Source organism: Litchfieldella rifensis (assembly GCF_042646605.1).
Classification (GTDB): Bacteria; Pseudomonadota; Gammaproteobacteria; order Pseudomonadales; family Halomonadaceae; genus Litchfieldella; species Litchfieldella rifensis.
The window spans coordinates 207,913-230,254 of the sequence record NZ_JBHRUG010000029.1 but is presented as its reverse complement, the minus strand read 5'-3'; the positions used below and the strand labels follow the sequence as shown (position 1 = coordinate 230,254).

General features: G+C 63.3%; 19 protein-coding genes. 14 read left to right on the top strand and 5 right to left on the bottom strand.

Going from position 1 to position 22,342, the window contains the following annotated elements; translation table 11 throughout:
• Positions 1–246 precede the first annotated feature (246 nt).
• The 5 genes from ACFOEV_RS15585 (at position 247) to ACFOEV_RS15565 (ending at position 7,019) form a co-directional block, all read left to right on the top strand.
• Positions 247–2,349: a type VI secretion system Vgr family protein gene (locus tag ACFOEV_RS15585; RefSeq protein WP_386775559.1), complete on the top strand. Its 2,103-nt coding sequence runs from the start codon at positions 247–249 to the stop codon at positions 2,347–2,349.
• Positions 2,340–3,146, top strand: coding sequence for a DUF4123 domain-containing protein (locus ACFOEV_RS15580; protein WP_386775557.1), 807 nt, complete (start codon positions 2,340–2,342; stop codon positions 3,144–3,146). Before ACFOEV_RS15585 ends, ACFOEV_RS15580 begins: the two co-directional genes overlap by 10 nt.
• A complete protein-coding gene (locus tag ACFOEV_RS15575; protein WP_386775555.1) occupies positions 3,143–5,002 on the top strand; it encodes a hypothetical protein in 1,860 nt (619 codons plus the stop codon). The genes ACFOEV_RS15580 and ACFOEV_RS15575 overlap by 4 nt, the downstream gene beginning before the upstream one ends.
• A complete protein-coding gene (locus ACFOEV_RS15570; RefSeq protein ID WP_386775553.1) occupies positions 4,989–6,224 on the top strand; it encodes a WD40 repeat domain-containing protein in 1,236 nt (411 codons plus the stop codon). The genes ACFOEV_RS15575 and ACFOEV_RS15570 overlap by 14 nt, the downstream gene beginning before the upstream one ends.
• A gap of 219 nt (positions 6,225–6,443) precedes the next feature.
• Complete coding sequence (locus tag ACFOEV_RS15565; protein WP_386775551.1) at positions 6,444–7,019, top strand: class I SAM-dependent methyltransferase; 576 nt, start codon at positions 6,444–6,446, stop codon at positions 7,017–7,019.
• A gap of 79 nt (positions 7,020–7,098) precedes the next feature.
• Here ACFOEV_RS15565 and ACFOEV_RS15560 read toward each other — a convergent pair whose 3' ends face one another.
• Positions 7,099–7,248 (bottom strand): hypothetical protein, encoded by a 150-nt coding sequence (locus ACFOEV_RS15560; protein WP_386775550.1) that lies wholly within the window; start codon positions 7,246–7,248, stop codon positions 7,099–7,101.
• 386 nt (positions 7,249–7,634) lie between these two features.
• On the opposite strand from ACFOEV_RS15560, the gene exaC reads away from it, so the two are divergent.
• Entirely contained in the window at positions 7,635–9,155 is a 1,521-nt protein-coding gene (exaC, locus tag ACFOEV_RS15555) for an acetaldehyde dehydrogenase ExaC (protein WP_386775548.1), read from the top strand.
• Between the two features lie 118 nt (positions 9,156–9,273).
• Here the strand turns inward: exaC and dauA are convergent, their stop codons facing one another.
• Positions 9,274–11,010: a C4-dicarboxylic acid transporter DauA gene (dauA, locus tag ACFOEV_RS15550; protein ID WP_386775546.1), complete on the bottom strand. Its 1,737-nt coding sequence runs from the start codon at positions 11,008–11,010 to the stop codon at positions 9,274–9,276.
• 154 nt (positions 11,011–11,164) lie between these two features.
• Between dauA and ACFOEV_RS15545 the strand changes: the two genes are divergently transcribed.
• Genes ACFOEV_RS15545 through ACFOEV_RS15510 form a run of 8 tightly spaced genes read left to right on the top strand, consistent with a single transcriptional unit; the run spans position 11,165 to position 19,487 of the window.
• Positions 11,165–11,536: an NADH-quinone oxidoreductase subunit A gene (locus tag ACFOEV_RS15545; RefSeq protein WP_386775544.1), complete on the top strand. Its 372-nt coding sequence runs from the start codon at positions 11,165–11,167 to the stop codon at positions 11,534–11,536.
• Positions 11,527–12,810, top strand: a complete 1,284-nt coding sequence (locus ACFOEV_RS15540; RefSeq protein ID WP_386775543.1) for an NADH-quinone oxidoreductase subunit D-related protein — start codon at positions 11,527–11,529, stop codon at positions 12,808–12,810. The genes ACFOEV_RS15545 and ACFOEV_RS15540 overlap by 10 nt, the downstream gene beginning before the upstream one ends.
• Positions 12,807–13,733 carry an NADH-quinone oxidoreductase subunit H gene (locus tag ACFOEV_RS15535; RefSeq protein ID WP_386775541.1) on the top strand — a complete coding sequence of 309 codons (927 nt, stop codon included), beginning with the start codon at positions 12,807–12,809 and terminating at the stop codon, positions 13,731–13,733. Before ACFOEV_RS15540 ends, ACFOEV_RS15535 begins: the two co-directional genes overlap by 4 nt.
• Positions 13,730–14,362, top strand: a complete 633-nt coding sequence (locus tag ACFOEV_RS15530) for an NADH-quinone oxidoreductase subunit J family protein (RefSeq protein ID WP_386775540.1) — start codon at positions 13,730–13,732, stop codon at positions 14,360–14,362. Before ACFOEV_RS15535 ends, ACFOEV_RS15530 begins: the two co-directional genes overlap by 4 nt.
• A 16-nt stretch (positions 14,363–14,378) precedes the next feature.
• On the top strand, positions 14,379–14,684 hold the full coding sequence (locus ACFOEV_RS15525; RefSeq protein WP_386775539.1) for an NADH-quinone oxidoreductase subunit NuoK: 306 nt from the start codon (positions 14,379–14,381) through the stop codon (positions 14,682–14,684).
• On the top strand, positions 14,684–16,597 hold the full coding sequence (locus ACFOEV_RS15520; protein ID WP_386775538.1) for an NADH-quinone oxidoreductase subunit 5 family protein: 1,914 nt from the start codon (positions 14,684–14,686) through the stop codon (positions 16,595–16,597). The genes ACFOEV_RS15525 and ACFOEV_RS15520 overlap by 1 nt, the downstream gene beginning before the upstream one ends.
• A complete protein-coding gene (locus tag ACFOEV_RS15515; protein ID WP_386775537.1) occupies positions 16,594–18,081 on the top strand; it encodes a complex I subunit 4 family protein in 1,488 nt (495 codons plus the stop codon). The genes ACFOEV_RS15520 and ACFOEV_RS15515 overlap by 4 nt, the downstream gene beginning before the upstream one ends.
• A complete protein-coding gene (locus ACFOEV_RS15510) occupies positions 18,081–19,487 on the top strand; it encodes an NADH-quinone oxidoreductase subunit N (protein WP_386775535.1) in 1,407 nt (468 codons plus the stop codon). Before ACFOEV_RS15515 ends, ACFOEV_RS15510 begins: the two co-directional genes overlap by 1 nt.
• A gap of 51 nt (positions 19,488–19,538) precedes the next feature.
• Here the strand turns inward: ACFOEV_RS15510 and ACFOEV_RS15505 are convergent, their stop codons facing one another.
• The 3 genes from ACFOEV_RS15505 to ACFOEV_RS15495 are packed head-to-tail and all read right to left on the bottom strand — an operon-like array spanning position 19,539 to position 22,319.
• Positions 19,539–21,209 (bottom strand): phosphoethanolamine transferase, encoded by a 1,671-nt coding sequence (locus ACFOEV_RS15505; protein ID WP_386775534.1) that lies wholly within the window; start codon positions 21,207–21,209, stop codon positions 19,539–19,541.
• A 10-nt stretch (positions 21,210–21,219) separates the two neighbouring features.
• Entirely contained in the window at positions 21,220–21,948 is a 729-nt protein-coding gene (locus ACFOEV_RS15500) for a phosphatase PAP2 family protein (RefSeq protein WP_386775532.1), read from the bottom strand.
• Positions 21,930–22,319, bottom strand: a complete 390-nt coding sequence (locus ACFOEV_RS15495) for a diacylglycerol kinase (protein ID WP_386775530.1) — start codon at positions 22,317–22,319, stop codon at positions 21,930–21,932. Before ACFOEV_RS15495 ends, ACFOEV_RS15500 begins: the two co-directional genes overlap by 19 nt.
• Positions 22,320–22,342 lie beyond the last annotated feature (23 nt).

Genomic DNA, 22,342 nt, shown 5'->3' with positions numbered 1-22,342 from the left:
AGACTTCCCGGGCCATTTATCCGGAGCGAGACCTGTCTGAGTAGACTCGCATGGCATCCGGTCAATCAGCCATTCCAGGGAGACGTCCCGCCCCTCGCGGGGTATCGAATATCTTCTTTGGATGGCACCGTGTAGGAAATTGCCGATATGACTTGTAAGCCATATCGGCAATTTCTGTCTCACCATTTCTTCCCTCCGTCGATTCCCGTAGCGTAACGTCCGACACGTGATGACAGGGAACGTATCATGGCCCATCCCCGCGGCTGGCAGTTCACCCTTCGGCTCAGCGGCACCGACGACCTCGAGCTGGCGGTGATGGCCTTCAAGCACCGCGAACACCTCTCGCGCCCCTTCAAGTCGAGCGTCAAGTTCGCATCCCGGGACGGCGAACTGTCGCCCGCCGACTGGCTGGATCGCGAGGCGTGCCTGACGATCTGGCAGGACAACGAACCGCTGCGCCGGGTGCACGGTATCGTCGCGGAGTTCCACCATGGCGATCGCGGCCATCGCCGCACCCACTACGAGGTAGTCATCCGCCCGGCGCTGTGGCGCCTGTCGCTACGCCACAACTCGCGGATCTTCCAGCACGTCTCGCCGCTCACCATCATCAACACCCTGTGCGCGGAGCACGGCATCGGCGATGTCGCCTTCGCCGTGACCCGCGAGCCACGGGAACGCGAATACTGCGTGCAGTACCGTGAGTCGGACCTGGCCTTCGTGCGACGACTCGCGGCCGAGAAAGGCCTGGCGTTTCATCACGAGTTCGACGACACCACCCACCGCCTGGTGTTCAGCGACGCGCCCCAGTCCCTGCCGACCCTCGGCGAGCGCCCCTATCAGGCCCGCGCCGGCGGCATGGCCGCCACCCGGTGCCTCCGCTGCCTGACACGCACCGCGCGGGTGAGGCCATCCTCGGCGACACTCCAGGACTACAGCTTCAAGCAGCCCGACTATCGGCAGCGTCACGAGCACCACGCCGACGGCCTGGAGGGCCATGCCCAACGGGCGGATTACGAACACTACGACTACCCGGGGCGTTACAAGGCCGATGCCTCGGGTGAGGCCTTCACCCGCATTCGCCTCGAGCACCTGCGCCACGACGCCGAGGTCGCCACCGCCGTCAGCGACCTGCCCGAACTGCGGCCGGGCGTGCGTTTCGATCTCACCGGGCATGATCGCGACGACGACAACCGCGACTGGCAGGTGGTGTGGGCGACCCACGAAGGCAGCCAGCCCCAGGCGGTGGCAGAGGATTCCATCGGCATCGCTGCCGGTGATCAGGCCGACGCCACTCGCTATACCAACCGGCTGACGCTGCTGCCCGGCGACCGCGCCTGGCGGCCCGCGCCGACCTCCAAGCCTCGTGTCGACGGTCCCCAGGTGGCCTTCGTGGTCGGCCCCGAGGATGAGGAGATCCACTGCGACGCCCACGGCCGGGTCAAGTGCCAGTTCCCCTGGGATCGCTACGCCAAGGGCGATGACACCAGTAGCGCCTGGCTAAGGGTCAGCCAGGGCTGGGCCGGCGGAGCCTACGGCATGATGGCGATCCCGCGCATCGGCCACGAGGTGATCGTCTCGTTCCTGGACGGCGACCCCGACCAGCCGCTGATCACCGGGCGCACCTTTCATGCGGTGAATCCCCCTCCCTACGCACTGCCTGAACACAAGACGCGTACCGTGCTGCGCACCCAGACCCACCAGGGGGAGGGCTTCAACGAGCTGCGCTTCGAGGACGAAAAGGACCGGGAGCAGATCTGGCTGCATGCTCAGAAAGACCTGGAGCTGCTGACCGAGCACGACCGCACCGAGGAAATCCGTCGCGACAGCCATCTCAAGGTGCGCCATGACCGCATCGGCGAGATCGACCACAACGAGCACCTCAGCGTGCACGGCACCCGGCATACCCGGGTCGACGGCGACGACCATCTGAACGTCGGCGCCACACGACACGAGAAGACCGGCCGCGCCCAACTGATCGAGGCCGGCCAGGAAGTCCACCACCAGGCGGATAGCAAGACGGTTGTCGACGCCGGCGCCGAGATCACCCTCCAGGCCGGCGGCAGCTTCCTCAAGCTCGATCCCAGCGGCGTGACCATCGTCGGTGCGAGCATCAGGATCAACTCCGGCGGCAGCCCGGGAACGGGCAGTGGGCAGAGTGTGCAGGCGACCCTGCTGCCGGGGCATGCGGCGCCTGAAACCCATGAGGCGATTGCCCCGCTTCAACATGGGCAACTGCTGTCAGCCGCCATGCAAGGGGCGGCGGCGGTCGAGGTATGCCAACGGATGGCAACCGGCGATTCCTCGAGTGCCGCGGCCTGTGCGCTGGGGGAGGACTGTCCATGTCGTTGATCGCTGCTTCGCCGGAGCCAGTCTTTTTCCTGGTCGACCTGGCGCTATACCCTCGCGCGCACCAGCAGATGTTCGAGGTGGAAGACACGCCGACGTATCAGCTCCTGTATCTGCAAACCCCCTACCGTCAGCACGCCCAGCAAGGTCCCTTGCTGACACAGCCGTCCACGCCACGCGCCCAGGCCACCGCAGCACAATGGGTCGAGCAAGGAGTGGCCATTGCGATTCATGCAGACAGGCCCTTTACGCTATTGGTCGATCACTTGCGTAGCCTGACGCGGATTCGACGACAAAAGGGACCGCCGGCCTTGTTTCGCTATGCCGACCCGCGTCTGTATGCCGGCCTGGAGAGTGCGCTGAGTCGAGATGACATCACCCGTCTGATGGGGCCCGCACGGCAGATGTATGGCGTCGCCGGCGGCAATGCCTGGAGCCTTGAATCGCCCAGCGGCCAGCCCTATGCGCCTCCGGGTGATGACTTCATGCTGACCGTCGCGCATGAGCAAGCCATGCAAACCTGGCGGGAAGGTGTATTTCTCCAGCAGTTGGCCAGTGAGTATGCATTGCCCGTTTCGTGCACGGCCACCTGGTTATTGCAAATGAAGGAACTTGCGCTGGAAACCGAATACGCCCGGTGGGAAGGGTGCCGAATTCTCGCCGATTCTGGCCACCAATCACCGCTTTCGCCACAACAAATGGATCGCTTGCAGGATCATGCGGGCCCATGGCAACACATGCTCTCTTGCCTTCATGAGTTGGTGACGGCATCGCCATCGGTGGACAAGGAAATGTCATGAACGACTCGATAGCCCCTCCCGCTATCCAGCCCAGCAAATATTCCACCTCCGGAGTCAGCGTTCCTCCGCATTGCAGTGTGGGAGTGACGGTGCTCATCGAGCACAGGGATACCTTGGGTCGCCCCCTGCCGGAAGGCACCGAGGTGGAGTTGCGTGACGCCAGTCGCCGGACTTCCCTGGCCCGTATCGATGCCGATGGCCTCAGCCGCCATGAGGGCGTGACGCCCGGCAAGGTGGCCTGGCAACTGCGCGACGGTTATGGCCAGCATCTCGTCGCGGTCGATGGAGCGCCAGTGGTGCCGGGGCTGGCGGCGGCAGCGCCGCCGGAGCGCGATGTGGTCGCGGGGGAAACCTCGCTGCGCGCGACCTATCTGCCGCCGCCCCTCGCTATCAACCTGCGTGGTGAGGCGGCCCCCGACTCCCCGGATCTGCTGAGCGAGGAACAGCTGGAGCAGCTGCGCCTGGCCGGCAGCAACGCCACCCTGTTCCTCCACGGCTACAATGTCGCTTACGGCCATCACCGGCACTTCGCCACTTGGGCACAGCGGGATGACATTACGGAAGCTCCCTTGCTGGTCCCGTCGGGCACCGCCCGGATCGCCACCATCCGTCAGGAGATTGAGGGGTTGGCGGCGAGGCGTAGTGCTGATGCCGAGCCACTCGACGAGCAATTCAATGGCTCGGCAGCGCACAACTGGTATGTCCACATGGAGTATCGGCTCAATCGTGCGGCCGGTATGGCGGAGGACGACTGGCGTCAGTATACCCGCCTCGTCAGGGTGGCCTGGCCTGGCGATACCGGGTCGACCGACTTCTTTCAGGCGGAGCTCAATGCCATGGCCGCGGGACGGCGCCTGGTCGCGTTGCTCGGTCAGCTCGACGAAGCCGGTATCGCCATCAACGTGATCAGTCACTCCCTGGGGGCCCGTGTCATCCTGACCGCGCTCAATATTCTCGGCGAGCAAGGCCACCACCGGGTGGTGGATAACCTGTATTTGTGGCAACCCGCCGTGGCGGACAATGCCCTGAGCAACGATCCGTCGCAGGACAGCCATCCGTTGGGGATGGGCGTCTTCCCCGACGCCTACAAGGCGGTGCGTAACGTGGTGGTGCTGCATTCGCAGGAGGATGGCGTGCTAGGGCCACCGCCATCGGAGACGCCGGCTTTCTGGCGACACGTTGCCGAGGCGACGATTCCTGCCGCCCGGCTTGGCCGCTGGGCGGCAGAGACGTTCGGCGCCGATGACTGGAAGGATGAACTGTTTGGCTCCGTAGGTGGCGCCTATGACAAGAAATGGTGGGTTTTCCCCAGCGGCTTGTCGGCACCGATCAGCCGATATTATGCCGACAAGGCGCCAGCCAATACCGTGATACCGCCCATTCCTCGCCAGCCGCCGGTGGGGCCGGACCCTTATGGAAGGCAGCGCAGTGCCCGGGCATGGCGGGAATTCCGGGCGCAGGCGCTGCAAGAAGCGCGGGATGCCCTGGCCAGCGGCGAGCCGCTGCCTGCCTACCGCTTGCTGACGCCGCTGGCTCATCACGCGGTGATCACGGAAGCGCGCGCGGCTGAGTATATCGAGGCCTTGCAGAGGCTGGTCGCGAGGCATTGGCGGGCGGGGAAACCACCACGCGCGGCATTGGGGCATATCGGGTTTGGTGCTGTGCGTGACGAGAGTGATTTTATCGAGAGAAAGCTGGGAAACAAGACATACGACTTCGTTGATCAGACGCCTTGGCTATTCGATCACTCGGGGATGCGCATTCCCAGCGAGGAAGTGTTTGAAAAGAGTTATCAGGATGGCATCGTCAGGCCATTATTAAGGAGCAGTGGATTTGGTCACTATGAGCCGATTTAAGAAAAGCATTCTGGGTCTGGGGGCAGTCCTTCTTATCTCCTTGATTTCGGGTGTCTATGCTTGGCAACTCCTGCATAAGCTTGAACCGGTCACGGCGCTGGGCGTTTCCAGCGATGGAAGATACGCTGTCACTACCCATCAGGATGGCGCCTTGGTGTTGTGGGATATAGAGAATAGGTCACGGGATGTGCTGTCTACAGAGGCAAACCTCTATAGTGCTTATTTTATTTCCGACAGTGACGCCTTCCTATGGCAGGACCTGGATAATGTCGTACGGATACAGCGCGTCGACGGGAAGGTGATCGAAGCGTTCGAGCACTTTCCCACCTATGGCCATGTGATGGATGCCTCCTTTTCTGACTATCTGGCCTCCGATGTCGACTGGAATATCTTTCATGGCCATGGCGAAGCGATACGGCCGGTGATGCAGGATGGCATATCTCCCAGCTTCAAGGGATCCGGCAAGATCTTGAAGCTTACCCTCTCGGAGCAAGGGCAAAAGTTCGTTTCAGCAGGCTTGGGCGACCGTGAGAGCCCTAGCGTTGATGAGGTGCCTGCCGTGGCACCCGAGCGACGGTTTAGCAATTATACCGGCGTGACGCTATGGGACCTCGATACCCTCGATCCGATTGCCATGCTCCCGGGAAACTCCTACAAGGTGGATGCCACCATTAGCCCGGACGGGCAGTGGGTGGTCAGCGGTGACGAAAACACCTTGGGGTTTTTCTGGAATACGGATGCCCCACAAGAGCGGCATCGTATGGCCAGTTATAATTACGGTATTCTTCGCGATGGTCTGCCGGAGGGCCTACCTGAAGATGAGTACTGGGATAAAAGCGAACTGATTCCCGTGCCTAAGTCCACCAAACCGGATAAATGGGGCAACCTGCGTTCCCTGGCGACCCCGACGACGATCGCCATCGCCTTTATCAACGGCAGCGAAGAATTCCTGCGTATCGGCTATAGCCACTATACCCGTGACAAGGGAATGAATCGCACCCATGCCGCCTTGTTCGAGGCAGGCAACCCATGGCCACAGGCGTATCTCGACCTGGGAATCGATCCCTACCCCTCGATCAACAATTATTCGCGCAACCTGAGCATCGACTCGGCACCGGAGGCCAATCTGCTGGTCACCGGGCATGCCTTTGACGGCGGCATCACCGTCTATCGCTATGACCCCGAAGTGCGCACCCTGAGCAAGGAATGGGTGGGCAAGTGAATGGCAGTTGCTCCGACAAGAGGGTGGTCGATCAACCTGATATGCCAGAAGCTGTCGCTCGCCAGTAAACCCGTCGCAGCCTGTTACGGCTGCTCTTGGATGTGGTGACCTGTGTCTCCATGCTGATGGCCCTGATAGCGACGGTACGCCTACTCTGAATCCTGGAGTGACCATGTCCAGGGCTTCACAGGCTTATCGTGCAGTGTTCAGGAGGACAGGATGAGCATTATGCAAAGCATTTTGCTGCGTACGTTCGGTCGCCCTCGAGGCGTTCTTGGAAGGTTGGGTGGCGCCATGATGGCGCGGATGAATGAGGATTGTGGCACTTGGGTCATCGACCTCCTTGAGGTCGCCGCCAACGACCGCGTCCTGGAAATCGGCTTCGGCCCCGGAGTGGTGATTCAGCACCTGTCGAATCGGGTGTCGACGGGGCATGTCGCAGGCATCGATCCGTCGCACGAGATGGTCGAGCAAGCCGGCGCGCGAAACGCGGCCGCCATCCACAGCGGTCGGGTCGAGCTACGGCATGGTTCTGTGGAGAACTTGCCTTTCGAGGATGGCAGTTTCGACAAGGTACTGGCGATCAACTCGATGCAAGTTTGGGCGGACGCCGAGGCCGGATTGCGAGAAGTGCGTCGGGTGTTAAGGTCCGGGGGAAGTATCGCGCTCGGGTTTACGCCTTATTCGGGGCAATCGCCTGCAAGCTTGCCGGAAACGCTCATGGCTGCTGGCTTCACGAAGGCGCACGTGAGGGAGAAGGACAAGAACTTCTGTGTGTTGGCGATAAAGCCATGACGCCGCCAAGACGGGACACCTGCTTCCTTCCCCGTTCCCGCCTGGCGGACCGGCGAGCTGTCGTCACCGACCACCGCCGTCATGCCGACATGAACCACGCCGACCGTTTCCTTTTGCATGTCGTGAAAGCCGCCAAGGGAGTGGCCGCTTCGATGGTGCTATTGCAGAACATGCACAGCGCCAGCATCGAGGCCTGGGCGGGAGTGCGGGTCAGGGGGAAGCGGGACATGACGAGGTGCTCCTGTTCAGAGAAACACTGCATAAATGTCTGCACGGCTCCATCGCTTGCGCGGTGCGGGTGCGCCAGCCTGGTCGGAATCCTCACATATACGCCTAGGCTCTGGAGACAGCTTAGGCAGGTTGGGGAATCCTCCGACATATGCCGATGGTCGCGACTGACTACTACTTAGGGCCCATGACGACGGTGGCATCTCGAATGGCGAGCATTGGGTGCGCGACCGTGAGTCTACGACCAAAGAACACCATCGCTACCTCCTTAGCAGCATGGGCCGGCAGCCAGATTTCGCTACGCTCTAAAACAGGTCCGGTCGACGCTGCGGCAAACCCGTCGCCCACCGTCGGACCCCCAGATTCCAACAGGCAGGAGTGCGCATCATGATCTACGCCAATCCGGGTAGTGCAGGATCGGTCGTTTCCTTCGAGAAACGCTATGGCAACTATATCGGTGGAGAGTTCGTTGCCCCGGTGAAAGGTCAGTATTTCGACAACGTCAGCCCCGTCAACGGCGAAGTATTCTGCGAGATCCCCCGCTCCACGGCGGAAGACATCGAGCTGGCGTTGGACGCCGCCCACCAGGCCGCAACGGCCTGGGGCAAGACCTCGGCGACCGAGCGCAGCAACATCCTGCTCAAGATTGCCGATCGCATCGAGCAGAACCTGGAAATGCTCGCCGTGGCCGAGACCTGGGACAACGGCAAGGCGGTGCGTGAGACGCTCAACGCCGACCTCCCGCTGGCTGTCGATCATTTCCGCTACTTTGCCGGATGCATCCGCGCCCAGGAAGGCACCGCGGCGGATATCGATGCCAATACCGTGTCCTATCACTTCCACGAGCCGTTGGGCGTGGTGGGGCAGATCATCCCCTGGAACTTCCCGATCCTGATGGCCGTCTGGAAGCTCGGTCCGGCGCTGGCCGCGGGCAACTGTGTGGTGCTCAAGCCCGCCGAGCAGACACCTGCTTCGATTCTCAAGGTGATGGAACTGATCGGCGATCTGCTGCCACCGGGAGTGGTCAATGTCGTCAACGGCTATGGCGCCGAGGCCGGCCAGGCACTGGCCACCAGCAAGCGCATCGCCAAGATCGCCTTCACCGGTTCGACGCCGGTGGGCTCGCATATCCTCAAGTGCGCCGCCGAGAACATCATCCCCTCCACCGTCGAGCTGGGTGGCAAGTCGCCGAACATCTACTTCGCCGACATCATGGACGCCGAGCCGGAGTTCATCGACAAGGCCGCCGAAGGCCTGGTGCTGGCCTTCTTCAACCAGGGTGAGGTGTGCACCTGTCCGTCGCGCGCGCTGATCCAGGAGAGCATCTACGAGCCGTTCATGGCCCGGGTCATGGAACGTACCAAGTCGATCAAGCGCGGCAACCCGCTGGATACCGACGTCCAGGTCGGCGCCCAGGCCTCTCAGGAGCAGTTCGACAAGATCATGTCGTACATGGATATCGCTCGCGAGGAGGGTGCCGAGTTCCTGACCGGTGGCGGCAAGGAGAGCTTCGACCCGGCGTACGACAAGGGGTATTACATCCAGCCGACGTTGCTCAAGGGCAACAACAAGATGCGCGTCTTCCAGGAAGAGATTTTCGGCCCGGTGGTGGCGGTGACCACCTTCAAGGACGAAGCGGAGGCGCTGGCGATCGCCAACGACACCGAGTTCGGCCTCGGCGCCGGCGTATGGAGCCGCGACATGAACGTCGCCTTCCGTATGGGCCGCGGCATCCAGGCCGGACGCGTGTGGACCAACTGCTACCACCAGTACCCGGCGCACGCTGCCTTCGGTGGTTACAAGAAGTCCGGCGTCGGCCGCGAGACCCACAAGGTGGCGCTGGAACACTACCAGCAGACCAAGAACCTGCTGGTCAGCTACGACACCAATCCGCTGGGCTTCTTTTAAGGAGACCGCAACGACTCTTTCGTGAAGGCAAGTGGCATTGTGGTGTGACAGTGTGAGTTTGGGGCGTGACTGCGGTCACGCCTTTTTTTGGCTCAACGCGCTATCCCGGGCAGGCCATTCAGGTTCCCCGCTCGAGCCACTTCAATGCCAGGCGCTTGCCGCGCTGCGGCTGCTGTACGCAGGCCAGCCGTCCCGCTTCGCGGCGTATGCCGTCGCGGTGCAGCTTCATGAACAGCCGTGGTGGCAGGCCGATCAGGATCAAGCCGACCCGTTGGGCATGGAGTTCATCGACCAGGGTATGCAGGGCAACGATGGCGGTGGCATCGAGACTCGGGACATCGCGCATATCGAGCATCACCACCCGCACGTTGGGATCGACCATGCGTAGCGAGGCGATGGCCTTCTCGGCGGCGCCGAAGAACAGTGGGCCGTTGATGTCATAGACCGCCACCTGGGGCGGCAGGTCACGCGCCAGATCATGATTCTCGGCGTCGAGACGCCGGGTGTGGGTGAGCTTGGCCATGCGGCGAATGAATAGCGCCGCGGCGAGCCCGACCCCGACTGCCACCGCCAACACCATGTCGAACAGCACGGTGAGCCCGAAGCAGATCACCAGGATGGCTACATCGCTGGCGGGAGCGCTCTTCAGGGTATGCACGAAGTGGCGCGCCTCGCTCATGTTCCAGGCGATGATGAACAGCAAGGCCGCGAGGGCGGCCATGGGCACCAGGCCCAGAATGCCGGCCAGCGCCACGACCGCCAGCAGCACCACCAGCGAGTGCACCACGGCGGCGATCGGCGAGCGGGCGCCGCTGCGGATATTGGTGGCGGTGCGCGCCAGGGCGGCGGTGGCGGTGATGCCGCCGAAGAAGGGCACTACCATGTTGCCGATACCCTGGCCGATCAGCTCGGCATTGGGATCGTGGCGGGTACGGGTCAGGCCGTCGGCGACCACGGCGCACAACAGCGATTCGATGGCGGCGAGCATGGCGATGGCGAAGGCCGGCCCGAGCAGTTCGCGAATCAGCGCGAAGTCGACCGTCAGCGGCGTGCCGTTGGCATCCGGCAATTGCCAGGGGACTACCAGCGAGGGAGCGAAGGGTGGAATCCCGCTGCCTTGCGCGCCTTGATATTCCCACTGGAAGCGCGAGGCAATGGTGTCGATCTCGAGGCCAAACTGGGTCGCGGCCAGTGCCACCAAGGTACCCACGGTCAACCCCACCAAGGGCGCGGGGATCGGTAACTTCAGCTGTGGCCACAGGATCAGGGCAGCCAGGGTCACCAGGCCGATGCCCAGTTCGGCGGGAGCCAGGCTAGGCAGGGCCGCGGCGATGGTGACGAGGTTGTCCAGGGTACTGTCGCCGAGCGTGATGTTCGCCAGGCCGAGGAAGTCGGGAAGCTGCAGCAGGGCGATGACCACGCCGATCCCGGCGGTGAAGCCCAACACCACCGGGTAGGGGATGAACTGGATCAGGGTGCCTAGGCGCGAAAGCCCCAGCCCGATCAGGATCATCCCCGCCATCAGGGTGGCGATCAACAGTCCACCGATGCCGTGCTCGGCAACGATGGGGAACAGGATCACCACGAAGGCGGCGGTGGGGCCGGAGATATTGAAACGCGAGCCACCGGTCAGGGCGATGATCGCCCCGGCGACGATGGCGGTATAGAGACCGTGCTGGGGTGGGACACCGGTGGCGATGGCCAGCGCCATGGACAGCGGCACGGCGACGATGCCGATGGTCAGACCGGCCATCAGGTCGCGACGCAGGTCGGCGAGTCCATACCCCTCGCGCCAGGCATTGAACAGGGCCGCACCGGGCCTGGGTAAGGGGGACGCGGGAGGAGGGGTGGCCATGACGGGTCCTGTGCGAGGAGTGACGTAACATCAAGTTACTCCTCGGTGTTGCGGTGCGGCAAGTCTGCCAATGACTAACTACCTGATTTACTGCAGTCGGTGTGCCATGAATTCGCGGGAAAGCGGAATCACGTCCTACCCTGAGGGGGCAAATGTGTCAGCGACGCGAGGGATTCGCATGGAGCTGCTCACACTCTTTGTCATCTTGACCCTTAGCCTCGGCGCCGGCCTGGCGGTGCAGTGGCTGTTCATGTGCCGTCAGCCGATACCTACCTACCCCCAGCGCGCGCCGTTTCTGGGTGGCGGCACACCCGATACCCATGCCTGGAACCGCTACCACGTTCGCTATTATCCCATGACGCTGCTGCTCATCGCCTTCGAGATGGAGATGATGTTCATGTACCCGTGGGCGGTGGTCTATGTGCAGAAGGGCATGCTGGCGATGATGGAGATGGGCATGTTCCTGGCCATCCTGTCGGTGGGTATCGTCTATGCCTGGCGCGAGGGGGTGTTCAAGTGGCAGTGAACGGGCTGCGACTCCTGGCGGCGCGCTCGTCAGTGCCGGTATTCCCCGCGTTGGGCGTGCATGGCGAGGCGGCGCTGCACCGGCTGGCGCTGACGCCTGGCATCGAGCTGGTTGACTCACCGCGTCATGCCAGCGTGTTGTTGGTGGCGGGCGGGGTGCCGCCGGATCACTTCGAAGCGCTACGCCGTGTCCATGACCAATTGCCGAAGCCCTTTGCCACCTTGTGGTTTCACAGCGAGCCGCTACCCGACCTGGAAAATGCCACCCGTATCGACGACATCGAGGCCCTGCCGGACGCACTGGTCACGCTCCACCGTGAGCTGATGAGCGGTCAACGAGGCAGCTCGCCCCGCCTGTTGCCCGACCGGCCGCCCAACCCCTGGGAAGGGCTGGGTGATGACGGCCATGGTGGCGAAGGGATGATGGGCGGGGTGCCCTATGGGCGCCCCATGGCCATGAACATGAACGACGATATCCGCGACGGCTTGACGCTCGATTCCCTGACGTTCCGGCTGGGACCGTTCTTGCCCGCCTTGCCGCCCGGCATGGTGGTGGAAATCACCCTGCAGGGCGATCTCATCCAGACGTGGAGCACCCAATCCACACCCTATCCGCAAGGCCTCGATCCGGTGTTCTTCGCCACCCGTGAGCGTCCGGTACCCATCGCCGAGCTCGAGCTCGCCCGGGTCCGGCATCACCTTCACCGCCTGTTTCATGGCCTGCGACTTGCCGGGCTGGAGGCCGCCAGCTTGCACGCCTTGCGCCTGGCCCGCGAACTCACGCCGAACAGTTCGCTGGACGGACTGCGCCGACGCCTGGTGCATGGCGGCTTTTTCGCCATCCTGACGGCGGGGCGCGGCGTGCTCGACGGTGAGCAGGCTCGCCAACTGGGCGGGCCTGTCGCGCGTGCCGCCGGGGTTGAGGACGACCTGCGCAGCCGTGACGCCAACTACCGCCTGCTGGGGTTCACGCCGTTGTGTCGGCAGGGTGGCGATACGCGGTCGCGCTGGGAGCAGCTCCTGGCGGAAATCGAGCAGTCGCTGCAACTGGCATGCCGGGCCGCACGAGACGATGTGCCTACGAGTGAGGCAGGGCGGGTCGAGACGCCACATGGCCCGTGGCCCGGGAACCAGCAGCCCGAGAAGGGCCGTTGGTTCCTCGATGACCTGATGCCGGGGCTCGAGTGGGACGAGGCACTGGCCTGTCTCGCCAGCCTGGACGTGGCCCCCGTCTCCGAATGGCCGCTCACCGAGCGAAAGGGACGTCGAACATGATCGCAAGCGAGCTGATGCTGCCGGTGATCGTGGTGTTGACCGCTTTGGGTGTGGGTGCCTATGCGGTCGCGGTACTCGATCGCGTGATCGCCGGAGCGCTCGGCATACCCCAGAGTGGCAGCGTCTGGCTGGCACCGCTGGCGCGTGGCGCCTGGCTGCTCACTCAGCATGCCAATGCCACCGAGGCGCCGGACTGGCGGGCCTGGCGGTTGGCGCCGGCGCTCTATCTGGCCCTGGCCGCGATCGGCTTGGCGCTGGTGCCATGGTCGGATTCGCTGGTCGCTACCGATCTGGCGACCAGTGTGGTGCTATGGGGCAGCGTGGAGGCGCTGGCCACGGTGGTGATCTTCCTGCATGGCTGGTCGGCCAATGCGCTGTTCGCCCTCATCGGCGCCTACCGCTATGTGGCGTTGGGACTTTCCTATCTCCTGATCAGCATGTTCGTGCTGATCGGCGTGGCATTGCCGGCCGAGTCGCTGCAATTGACCCAGGTGGTGGCCTCCCAAGCGGAACAGTGGAATGTCATTCGCCAGCCGCTGGGCTTGCCGCTATTCCTGGTCGTCGGGCTGGGCGTGACCTTTTGGGGGCCGCTCAATCTGGCCGACTCGACGGATCTGGCCGGGGGCACGGCATCCGAAGTCTCCGGCGCACCGCGGCTGGTCTGGGATGCCGCCCGGGCGGCGATGCTGGTGGCCTTCAGCGGTGTGGCGGCAAGTGCCTTTCTCGGCGGCTGGCAGGGCCCCGGGTTGCCCGGTCCGCTCTGGCTGGTCTTGAAGATGCTTGCCGTAGTGGGCGTGCTGTTGCTGCTCGGCCGGGTGCTGCCGCGCGTGTCGCCGGAGCGCTGCGTCACCTTGATGTGGGTCGTACTGCTGCCCTTGTCGTTCATCGACCTGGTATGGGCCGGGGTGGAGGCGCTGCTATGACGGGTGACATGAACCCTGGCATCGGCATCGATATCGCGTTCTTGCTGCTGGCAGGCCTGGCGGTGGTCTCGGGCTGGCGAGTGTTCCGTACCGACTCGATGGTTCGGGCATCGTTCTTCCTGTTGCTGTCGTTCATTGCCGTGGGCGCGATCATGATCCTGCTGGCGGCGGAGTACCTGGGCGTGGCGATGTTCTTCATGATGGCCGTCGAAATGATGGTCATGGCGCTGTTCATGGTCATGTTCATGATGAATCCGGCGGGACTGAACCCGATGATGATGGTGCATCAACACCGCATCGCCATCGGGACGGGTATCGCCGCGTTCGTGGTGCTAGGGACGATGGCGTTGCTCGCCGGCTTCCCTGACCGTCCGCTGCCGACTGCCCTCGACCCAGTGGCATCGTTGGGCCATGAGATGCTCGGCGATTCGATGCTGATCTTCGAATCGGCAGCCGTCGTGTTGCTAGCGACGATGATCGGCGTCGTGGTGTTGTCGGGGCATCGCGGACGGTACGGCGCTGCCGAGCATGGCTCGGTGCCGCCGGGACTGACACCCGGCGGCGACCCCGCGGGTCAACCACAGGAAGAGGACGAGGGCGACGCTCACGAGCACCATCACTACCACTGACAAGCAGGGAGGCGCTATGACATTGATGACCTTGCTACTGTTGGTCGCCGCACTGATTGGCATCGGCCTTTATGGGGCACTTTCCCAGCAATCGTTCGTGATGCTGATGATGGGGCTCGAGCTGATGCTCAACGGCGTCATGCTCGCCGCCGTGGCGTTTTGGGCACTGAGTGGAGCCGGGGCGCCGCAAGGCCAATTGCTGACGATCATCGTCATGGCGGTCATGGCCATCGAGATGGCCATGGGCTTCGCCCTGGTGGCGGCGGTCTACCGCGGCAAGCAGGCCGACATGACTGAAGCGTTGAGCGGGCTGAAGCACTGATGCTGTGGTCGGTGCCGCTGTTGCCGTTGCTGCTCGCGCCGCTGCTGTATCTGAGTGGTCGCCGGATCGGACGTGGCGGACTGACGCTGGGTGCGGTGCTGGTGCTGTTGACGACCCTGGCTCTGGTCGGGCTGGCGGTAGCGGGAGAGTGGAACGGGAGCTATCGCTGGAGCGCGGCGCTCGAGCTGACGCTGGGACTGTCCACGGCCGGCAAGGCCTTCATGCTCTCGGTGCCGCTGGTCGCCTTGCCCATCGTCGTCTACGCCGGCTATCACGAGCGCGAGTCCCGGGCTCGGCTGCTCGCGTTGCTGGTGGCCTTCGTCGGCGCCATGCAGTTGCTGGTGCTGGCCAATGACCTGTTGACGTTGCTTGTCGCCTGGGAGTTGGTCGGCGCCTGTTCCTGGGCATTGATCTCGCATCGCTGGGGCGAGGCCGAGATTCCACAAGAGGCAGCGCGAGCCTTTCTGATCACGCGTTTCGGCGACCTGGGGCTGTATCTCGCGGCGGCGGCGCTCTTCGCCGGCACCGGCGGATTCGGCTATGCGGACCTGGCCTCGCTCGATGGTTCTCTATTGCATGTCGCCGTGGCCGGCATCGTGCTGGCATCGGCGGCCAAGTCGGCACAGGTACCGTTCTCGATGTGGCTGTTCGCGGCGATGGCGGGGCCGGTCCCCGCCTCGGCGTTGCTGCATGCCGCGACCATGGTCGCCGCGGGGGTCTATCTGCTCGCTCGGCTGGAGCCCCTACTCTCGAGTGTCGCGTGGTTCATGCCCGTGGCCATCACTGTCGGGCTGGTCACTGCGCTGGCCGGCGGTGTCGTCGGTGTCGTGCAGGGACAGGCCAAGAAGCTACTGGCGGCCTCGACCTCGGCCCAGTACGGGCTGATGTGGGTGGCGGTTGGGGCGGGCTTTCCCGGGGTGGCGCTGGTGCACTTCGTTACGCATGCCTTCATGAAGGCGGGGTTGTTCCTGTCGGTGGGGCTGGCCGAGCGTCAGATCGGCAGCTATTCACTGCACGACATGCGCCTGGGTCGCCGCATGCCGGCGGTGGCGTTGGCCACCGGTGTGGCGAGTCTGGCACTGGCCGGCATGGTGCCGCTGGGCGCCGCCTGGAGCAAGGAACAGATCGTTGCCGCCGCCGGGCACCAAGCGCTGTGGCTGACGATTCCCGTCATGCTGGCCGGTGCCTTGAGTGCACTATATGCTACTCGTTTCCAGCTGTTGGCCTATGGGCGCTCGCGCCGGGGCGAGCAGGGGAGAGGACTCGAGTCGTCCGCCCCCTCGACGCCTGAAACCTGGGCGCTGTATTCGCTGAGCGCCGCTACCTTGCTGTTTTCGCTGTTGTGGTGGCCCGCCGTGCACCAATGGCTCGCCGTGGTCGCGCCGCTGCCGGCAAGTGCGTCCTGGGAACTGTTCGGTTCGCTGGCGCTGGTGCTCCTGGGCATCGCCGGGGGCATCCGGGTGACGCGAGGCCCGGCACCTCTGGCAAGCGGCCGGTTCGCCTGGGTTGCCTCCTGGTGGGGTCTGCCCACGGCGATACGGTACGTCACCACGGCCGTCGCCGAGCTCAGTGTGTACCTGGCTCGTTTCGATGACCGGGTACTGGATGCCTTTGCCGGTGCTGTCGTCAGGGGCGTCAGCAGCGCCAGCGGCCGGATGGCGCGCGGCGACAATGACGTCGTCGATGCCGGCCTGCAGGGGACGGCGCGATTCGGCCAGTGGCTGGCCCATCTTCATGCGACTCGTGGCGAATCGATCTCCGAGGGTCTGCCGGGGACGCTAGCTCGACTGACCGAGCGGGGCGGGCAGTGGGCGCGCCAGGCCCAGAGCGGCCAGACCCATCACTATTACACCGGCATTGCGGCCGGCTTCGCCATCGTTCTTGCCATCCTGATGATAGGAGCGTTGTTGTGATTCTGACTCTTGCCTTGGGCTTGCCCATGCTGGGGGCCCTCGTGCTTGCCGCTTCACCGCGCTGGCAGGCCTCGCGCACACGCCAGTTTGCCGCAGGCGTCGCTTCGCTGTCGTTGTTGATGCTGGTGGTGGCATGGTTCGCTTTCGATCCGGGTGGGCCATTGTTCCAGCATGTCGACGAGGTGCACTGGGTACCGTCGCTGGGGGTGGCCTATCGGGTCGGGGTGGATGGCATCGCGCTCGCAATCGCGACGATGAGCGCGTTGCTGTTCGTCGCCGCCATCGTCTATCCGGTGGATACCCTGGGTCAGCCGCGCCAATATTATGCCTGGCTGCTGTTCTTGCAGTCGGTGTCGCTGGGGGTCTTCCTGGCGCTCGACCTGCTGCTGTTCTATGTCTTTTTCGACCTGAACCTGGTCGCGATGTACTTCCTGATCGGTCGCTGGGGACATGGCGAGCCGCAGACCTCGGCACTCAAGTTCTTCCTTTACACCTTTGGCGGGTCACTGTTGCTGCTGTTGGCCATCATCGGGCTCTATCTGTCGCTCGACCCGCACACCTTCGACATGCGCGTCTTGATCGAGCGACAGCCGCTGGCCGGCTCCGGGCTCTACGGCGGGCTGGTGTTCCTGGCACTGATGCTGGGCTTTGCGATCAAGACGCCGTTGGTCCCGGTTCATACCTGGCTGCCGCAAGCCCACGTCGATGCGCCGGGACCGGCCTCGGCGATCCTCGCCGGGGTGCTGCTCAAGATGGGCACCTACGGCATGATCCGCCTGCCGTTTTCGATGATGCGGGAGAGTTTTGCTCGCTACGCCCTGGCAATTGCCATCGTCGCCCTGCTGGCCATTCTCTACGGGGCGTTGGTGGCGCTGGGGCAGCGCAATCTCAAGCGGCGTATCGCCTACACATCGATCAACCACATGGGCTACACGGTGCTGGGGATCGCCGCCGCCGCGGCGCTCGTGGCCGACGATACCGCGGCCCGACAACTGGCCTTGACCGGGGCAACGGTGGAGATGGTCGTGCATGGCCTGATCACCGGAGCGTTGTTCCTGATCTCCGGCTCATTGTGGCAACGCACCGAGGAATATGCGCTGGATCGCTACGGTGGGCTGGCGGGTCGGGCGCCGCTATTGACCGGCTTCACGGTCCTGGCGGCATTCGCCAGTCTGGGCATGCCGGGACTGGCCGGCTTCGTCGCGGAATTCCAGATATTCACCGGCATCTTCGCCGTCTACCCGTGGCTGGCGGTGATCGGCATCCTCGGCATCTTGATCACTGCCGCCCTGTTTCTGGATCTGCTGCGGCAACTGTTCTTCGGCCACCTGCCATCGCGTCTCGCGGAATTTCCCGATCTGGGGCGGGCCGAGTGGGGTGTGCTCACGGTGTTGGCGCTGGGGATCGTGGTCATCGGCGTCGCGCCGCGCTTTCTGCTTACGTTGATCGAAGCGTCCTCCTCGGTGCTGGTGGGAGGCCGCTGATGCCCGTCGGTGACCTGCTGCCGGAGATCACGTTGCTGAGTGGGGCGGTGATCATCGTGCTGTTTGCCGCCTTCACGCGTCAGCAGCGGCAGGTCTGGGCTGTTGGGCTGGCGCTGGCCGCTGTGGCGTTGGCGGTTCTCTTCAGCATCCTGCAATGGCCATGGCCGCCGACACTGACCTTTTCCGGTGTGTGGGCCCTGGATGGCCCGGCCATCGCCGCCAAGCTGCTGGTGTTGTTGAGTGGGGCGGTCGCCGTGTTGCTGTCACCGGACTGGATGCGCAGCGACCGGCGGCACGGCGAGTATTACGCCCTGTGCCTGTTCGCGCTGCTTGGGGCGATCATGATGGCCTCGGCCAGCGACAGCATGGAACTGATCCTGGGGGTGTTGCTCTCCTCGGTGGCCAGCTATCCGCTGGTCGCTTATCACCGTGGCTGGGCGCCGGCGCTGGAAGCGGGCATGAAGTATTTCCTGATCGGGGCGCTGACCAACACGCTGCTGGCCATCGGCGTGGTGGTGCTGTTCGGTCTGGTCGGGGACACCGATTATAAACGCACCGCAGAAGTGCTGGGCACGGGCGTTAGTCCGCTGGCGCTCAGCATTGCCACCGCCGGCATCGTGCTCGGCCTGAGCTTCAAGCTGGCGGCGTTTCCCGGCCACGCCTGGATGCCGGATGTCGCCCAGGGCGCCCCGGCACCGGTCGCCGCGCTGTTGACCGTCGCCCCCAAGATCGGGGCCGCGGTGGCACTGGCGCGTTTTGTCACGCTTCTGCCGACAAGCCAGCTGTGGCCAGCCATCGTCGCCTTCATCACCGTGGTCACCATGACCCTCGGCAATCTGGCCGCACTCAGGCAAACCGATGTGCGGCGTCTGTTGGGCTGGTCGTCAGTCTCGCAGTCGGGATATGCCCTGATGGCGGTGGTGGTAATCGATGCCAACGAACGGGCGCTGGCGGCCCTGCTGGCATTCCTGGCTGCCTACGCGCTGGCCAATCTCGCCGCCTTCACCGTGGTGACCCATCTTCGCGGGCGCACCACACTGGATGACTATCATGGCCTGGCACACTCGCAGCCACTGGCCACGGCGGTGCTGGTCGTGGCGATGCTGTCATTGGTGGGGATCCCACCGCTGGTCGGCTTCTTCGGCAAGTTCCTGCTCTTCGAAGTCGCCATCGCGACGGGATACGGCTGGCTGGCCGTCATTGCCGCCGTCAATACCCTCGTCTCACTGTTCTATTATCTGCGGGTGGTGGCGGTCATGATGTTCAAGCCGCAAGCGGGCGAGGTGCATGTGCTCGGTTCCTGGTCATGGCTGGCCATGCTGTCGAGCGTAGGACTGCTGCTGGTGGCGAGCCTGGGCGTGGAAGGGGGACTGTCCCTGGCGATGCGGCTTGAATTTGTCGGCTAACCCGCCGTTGCGCTCGTGCCATTGGCGCCACCGATTTCTCGGCAATCCCATTCAACTGGGCTGACTCGCATGACGACAGTCATGGGTGATATCTCGCTCGACCTGAACCACTTTGCTCGTCACGCCGAGCACGCCCAGAACGCTGTGAAAGAGATTGTCGTGGCTAAGTGACAGGTCGGTGCGGGCCTCCAGACACCTGTGATCCAGGCCGACAGACTGGTCAAAGGCTGGGGAGGACCACCAGATCATCGGCACTTGGGTCTGCTCCGAGGGGGCGATGGAATAGGGTATCCCATGCAGATAGAGGCCATGTTCACCGAGTGATTCGCCGTGGTCAGAGACATAGATCAGTGCCGGATCATGATGCTGCTGGCTGTCGAGATAGGCGATGATGCCGTCCAGCAAGGCATCGGTATACAGAATGGCATCGTCGTAGCTGTTCACGATCGACTGCCGGGAACATTGGTTCAAGTCGGCGCTGTCGCAGGTTGGGGTAAAGGCCCGGAAGGTGGCCGGATAGCGTCGGTAGTAGCTGGGCCCATGATTGCCTAGCTGATGCAGGACGATCACGGTATTTCCCGTGAGGTTGTCGGCCTGCTTTTTCACTTCCTCGAGCAGTGCGCCGTCCAGACAGTGTCCCTCCGGACATAGCCCGGGGTAGTCCTTGGGCGAGGGCGACAGATTCACCACCTCATCGCATACCCCCTTGCAACCGGACTGGTTGTCCACCCACACGACCTGGAAGCCGGCATGCTTCAGGACATCCAGCAGCGATTCGTGACTCTGGATATAGCGCTTGTCATAGTCACTCTTGCCTACCGGTGAGAACATGCAGGGCACCGACACCGCAGTGCTGGTGCCGCAGCTGCTGACATCGGAGAAGTTGATGACACCACTCCGAGCGGCCAGGCGTGGCGTGGTCTGACGTTCGTAGCCGTCGAGTCCCCAGTTGGCGGCACGAGCGCTTTCTCCTACCACCATGACCAGCAACAGCGGTTTGTTGCCCTGGTGCGGGGTTGGTGTCGCATCTTCCCCAATGGCCAGACGCTCGCTGGGAAGCGGGTCGCTGGCTGCCAGGACCTGTCCCATCGATACCAGGTAATTGCCAGGCGTTACCAGGTAGCGCAGTTCGTTATTGTTGCGCATCAACGACGACAGGCTTTGGTAGGACAGCATCAGCGATATGGCCAGTACGACAATGCCTCCGGCCACATAGGCGAGTCGGCGACCGATTGCCCTTTTCCAACCATTCTCGGCCAAGCGCACACGCCACAGCAGGAAAGTGGGCAGGATGCCAAAAGCCAACATGTGGGCCATTAATCGTGGGGTCAATAACTCAGTGGCTTCCTGCCTATCCGTCTGCAGGATGTTAACGATCATGTCGGTATTGAAATAGGTCCCGTAGTAATAGGTGAAAAAGCTCACCGAAGCGGCGATCCACACCAGTACCGTCAGCACCACCTTGACGCTCAAACGATTGACGAACAGTACGAAGACGAGGAACTGCAGGCTGGTCAGCACTAGGGCATAGCCAGCCAATTGACCCCAGATGGCCGGCGTCAGAAGTGATCGGTCGCCAACTACGCCATGCCAGAACGCCAGGTTGTAGAACAGGGTGAAGGCCAGGCAGACCAGCAAGGTCAGGGCTTCCGGCGACAGGGTAAAGGAGAGACGGCAATGTCGTGCCAGCCAGTGGTCGGAGGCAAAGAAGCGATTAGACATGTGGAGAACCTTAGAGAGAGACACGCTGCGCGTCAGTGGATGCGGGGATCGATGGGGAAGCCGGAAACATCAGTCTTGCCAGGACGAAGCTGATCGACAGGCACAGCATTAGGGTCCAGAGGTCGTGGGACAGGAAATGTGCGCCGCGCAGTTGCTGAGTGATACCGAATACCAGGCCCATGACGATGCCCAGCCAGAGTCCGGCCCAACGCCAGCGGGGTACGGTGGCGCCAAGGAAGAAATACAGTGCCAGCCAGGCATACCCGGCGCTGGCATGGCCGGCGGGAAAGCAGGCTGTGCCCGGTATCGTGGTCGGGCGGGGATCGAACAAGCCGATGTAGGGAGTGTCACCGCCGTAGCGGACGAGATCCCAAGGACACTCCATACTCACCAGGTGCTTGATGACCGATACGGTCAGTGTCGATGCCGTCACCGCCAGGAACAGGTAGGTCAACGGCCGGCGCCAAGTGCGCAACGGGGACAGCAGAAAACTGCCGATCAGGGCCATGATGACGCCGCCACCCATGAGTTGACTCATGAGCCGGCCGCCACGATGCAGAATGTCTTCGGTAAGGAAAGCATCACGCAGGGCCCAGCTATCGCCCTGCAAGCGATAGAGCGTGTCGGCCAGGTGGAAATCCACTTTGAGCCAGCGTCCTGCCAGCATCACCGCCAGGAATCCGAACAGGATCCAGAGCACTGCCGAGAGGTCGCGTGGTGTCAGCTCAGCAAGACGCATGCCCAGCTCCCGCCCGCCAGCAGTAGGCTGACCATTACCGCCGCCGAGCCCAAGTCCTTGGCAAGCCCGCTTATCGGGTGATGTTCCATGCCGATGCGGTCGACCGTTGCTTCGATAGCGGAGTTGAGTAACTCAACCACGATCACCAGCAGCATGGAGACCCACAGCAAGGCACGTTCAACCCCTTCCAGGTCGAGTACCATGGTGATGGGGAACAGGCATGACAGCGCAACGAGTTCCTGACGAAAGGCCGCTTCGTAACGCCAGGCGGCCGATAGCCCGGCGCAAGAATGTTTGATGGCCTTGGACAGGTGCTTAAGACCCGTTCGCTTGTGCGTCTTTATGTTTATGGATGAATCGAGTGATGACATGCCCGGTACTCCTCTTGGGTCAG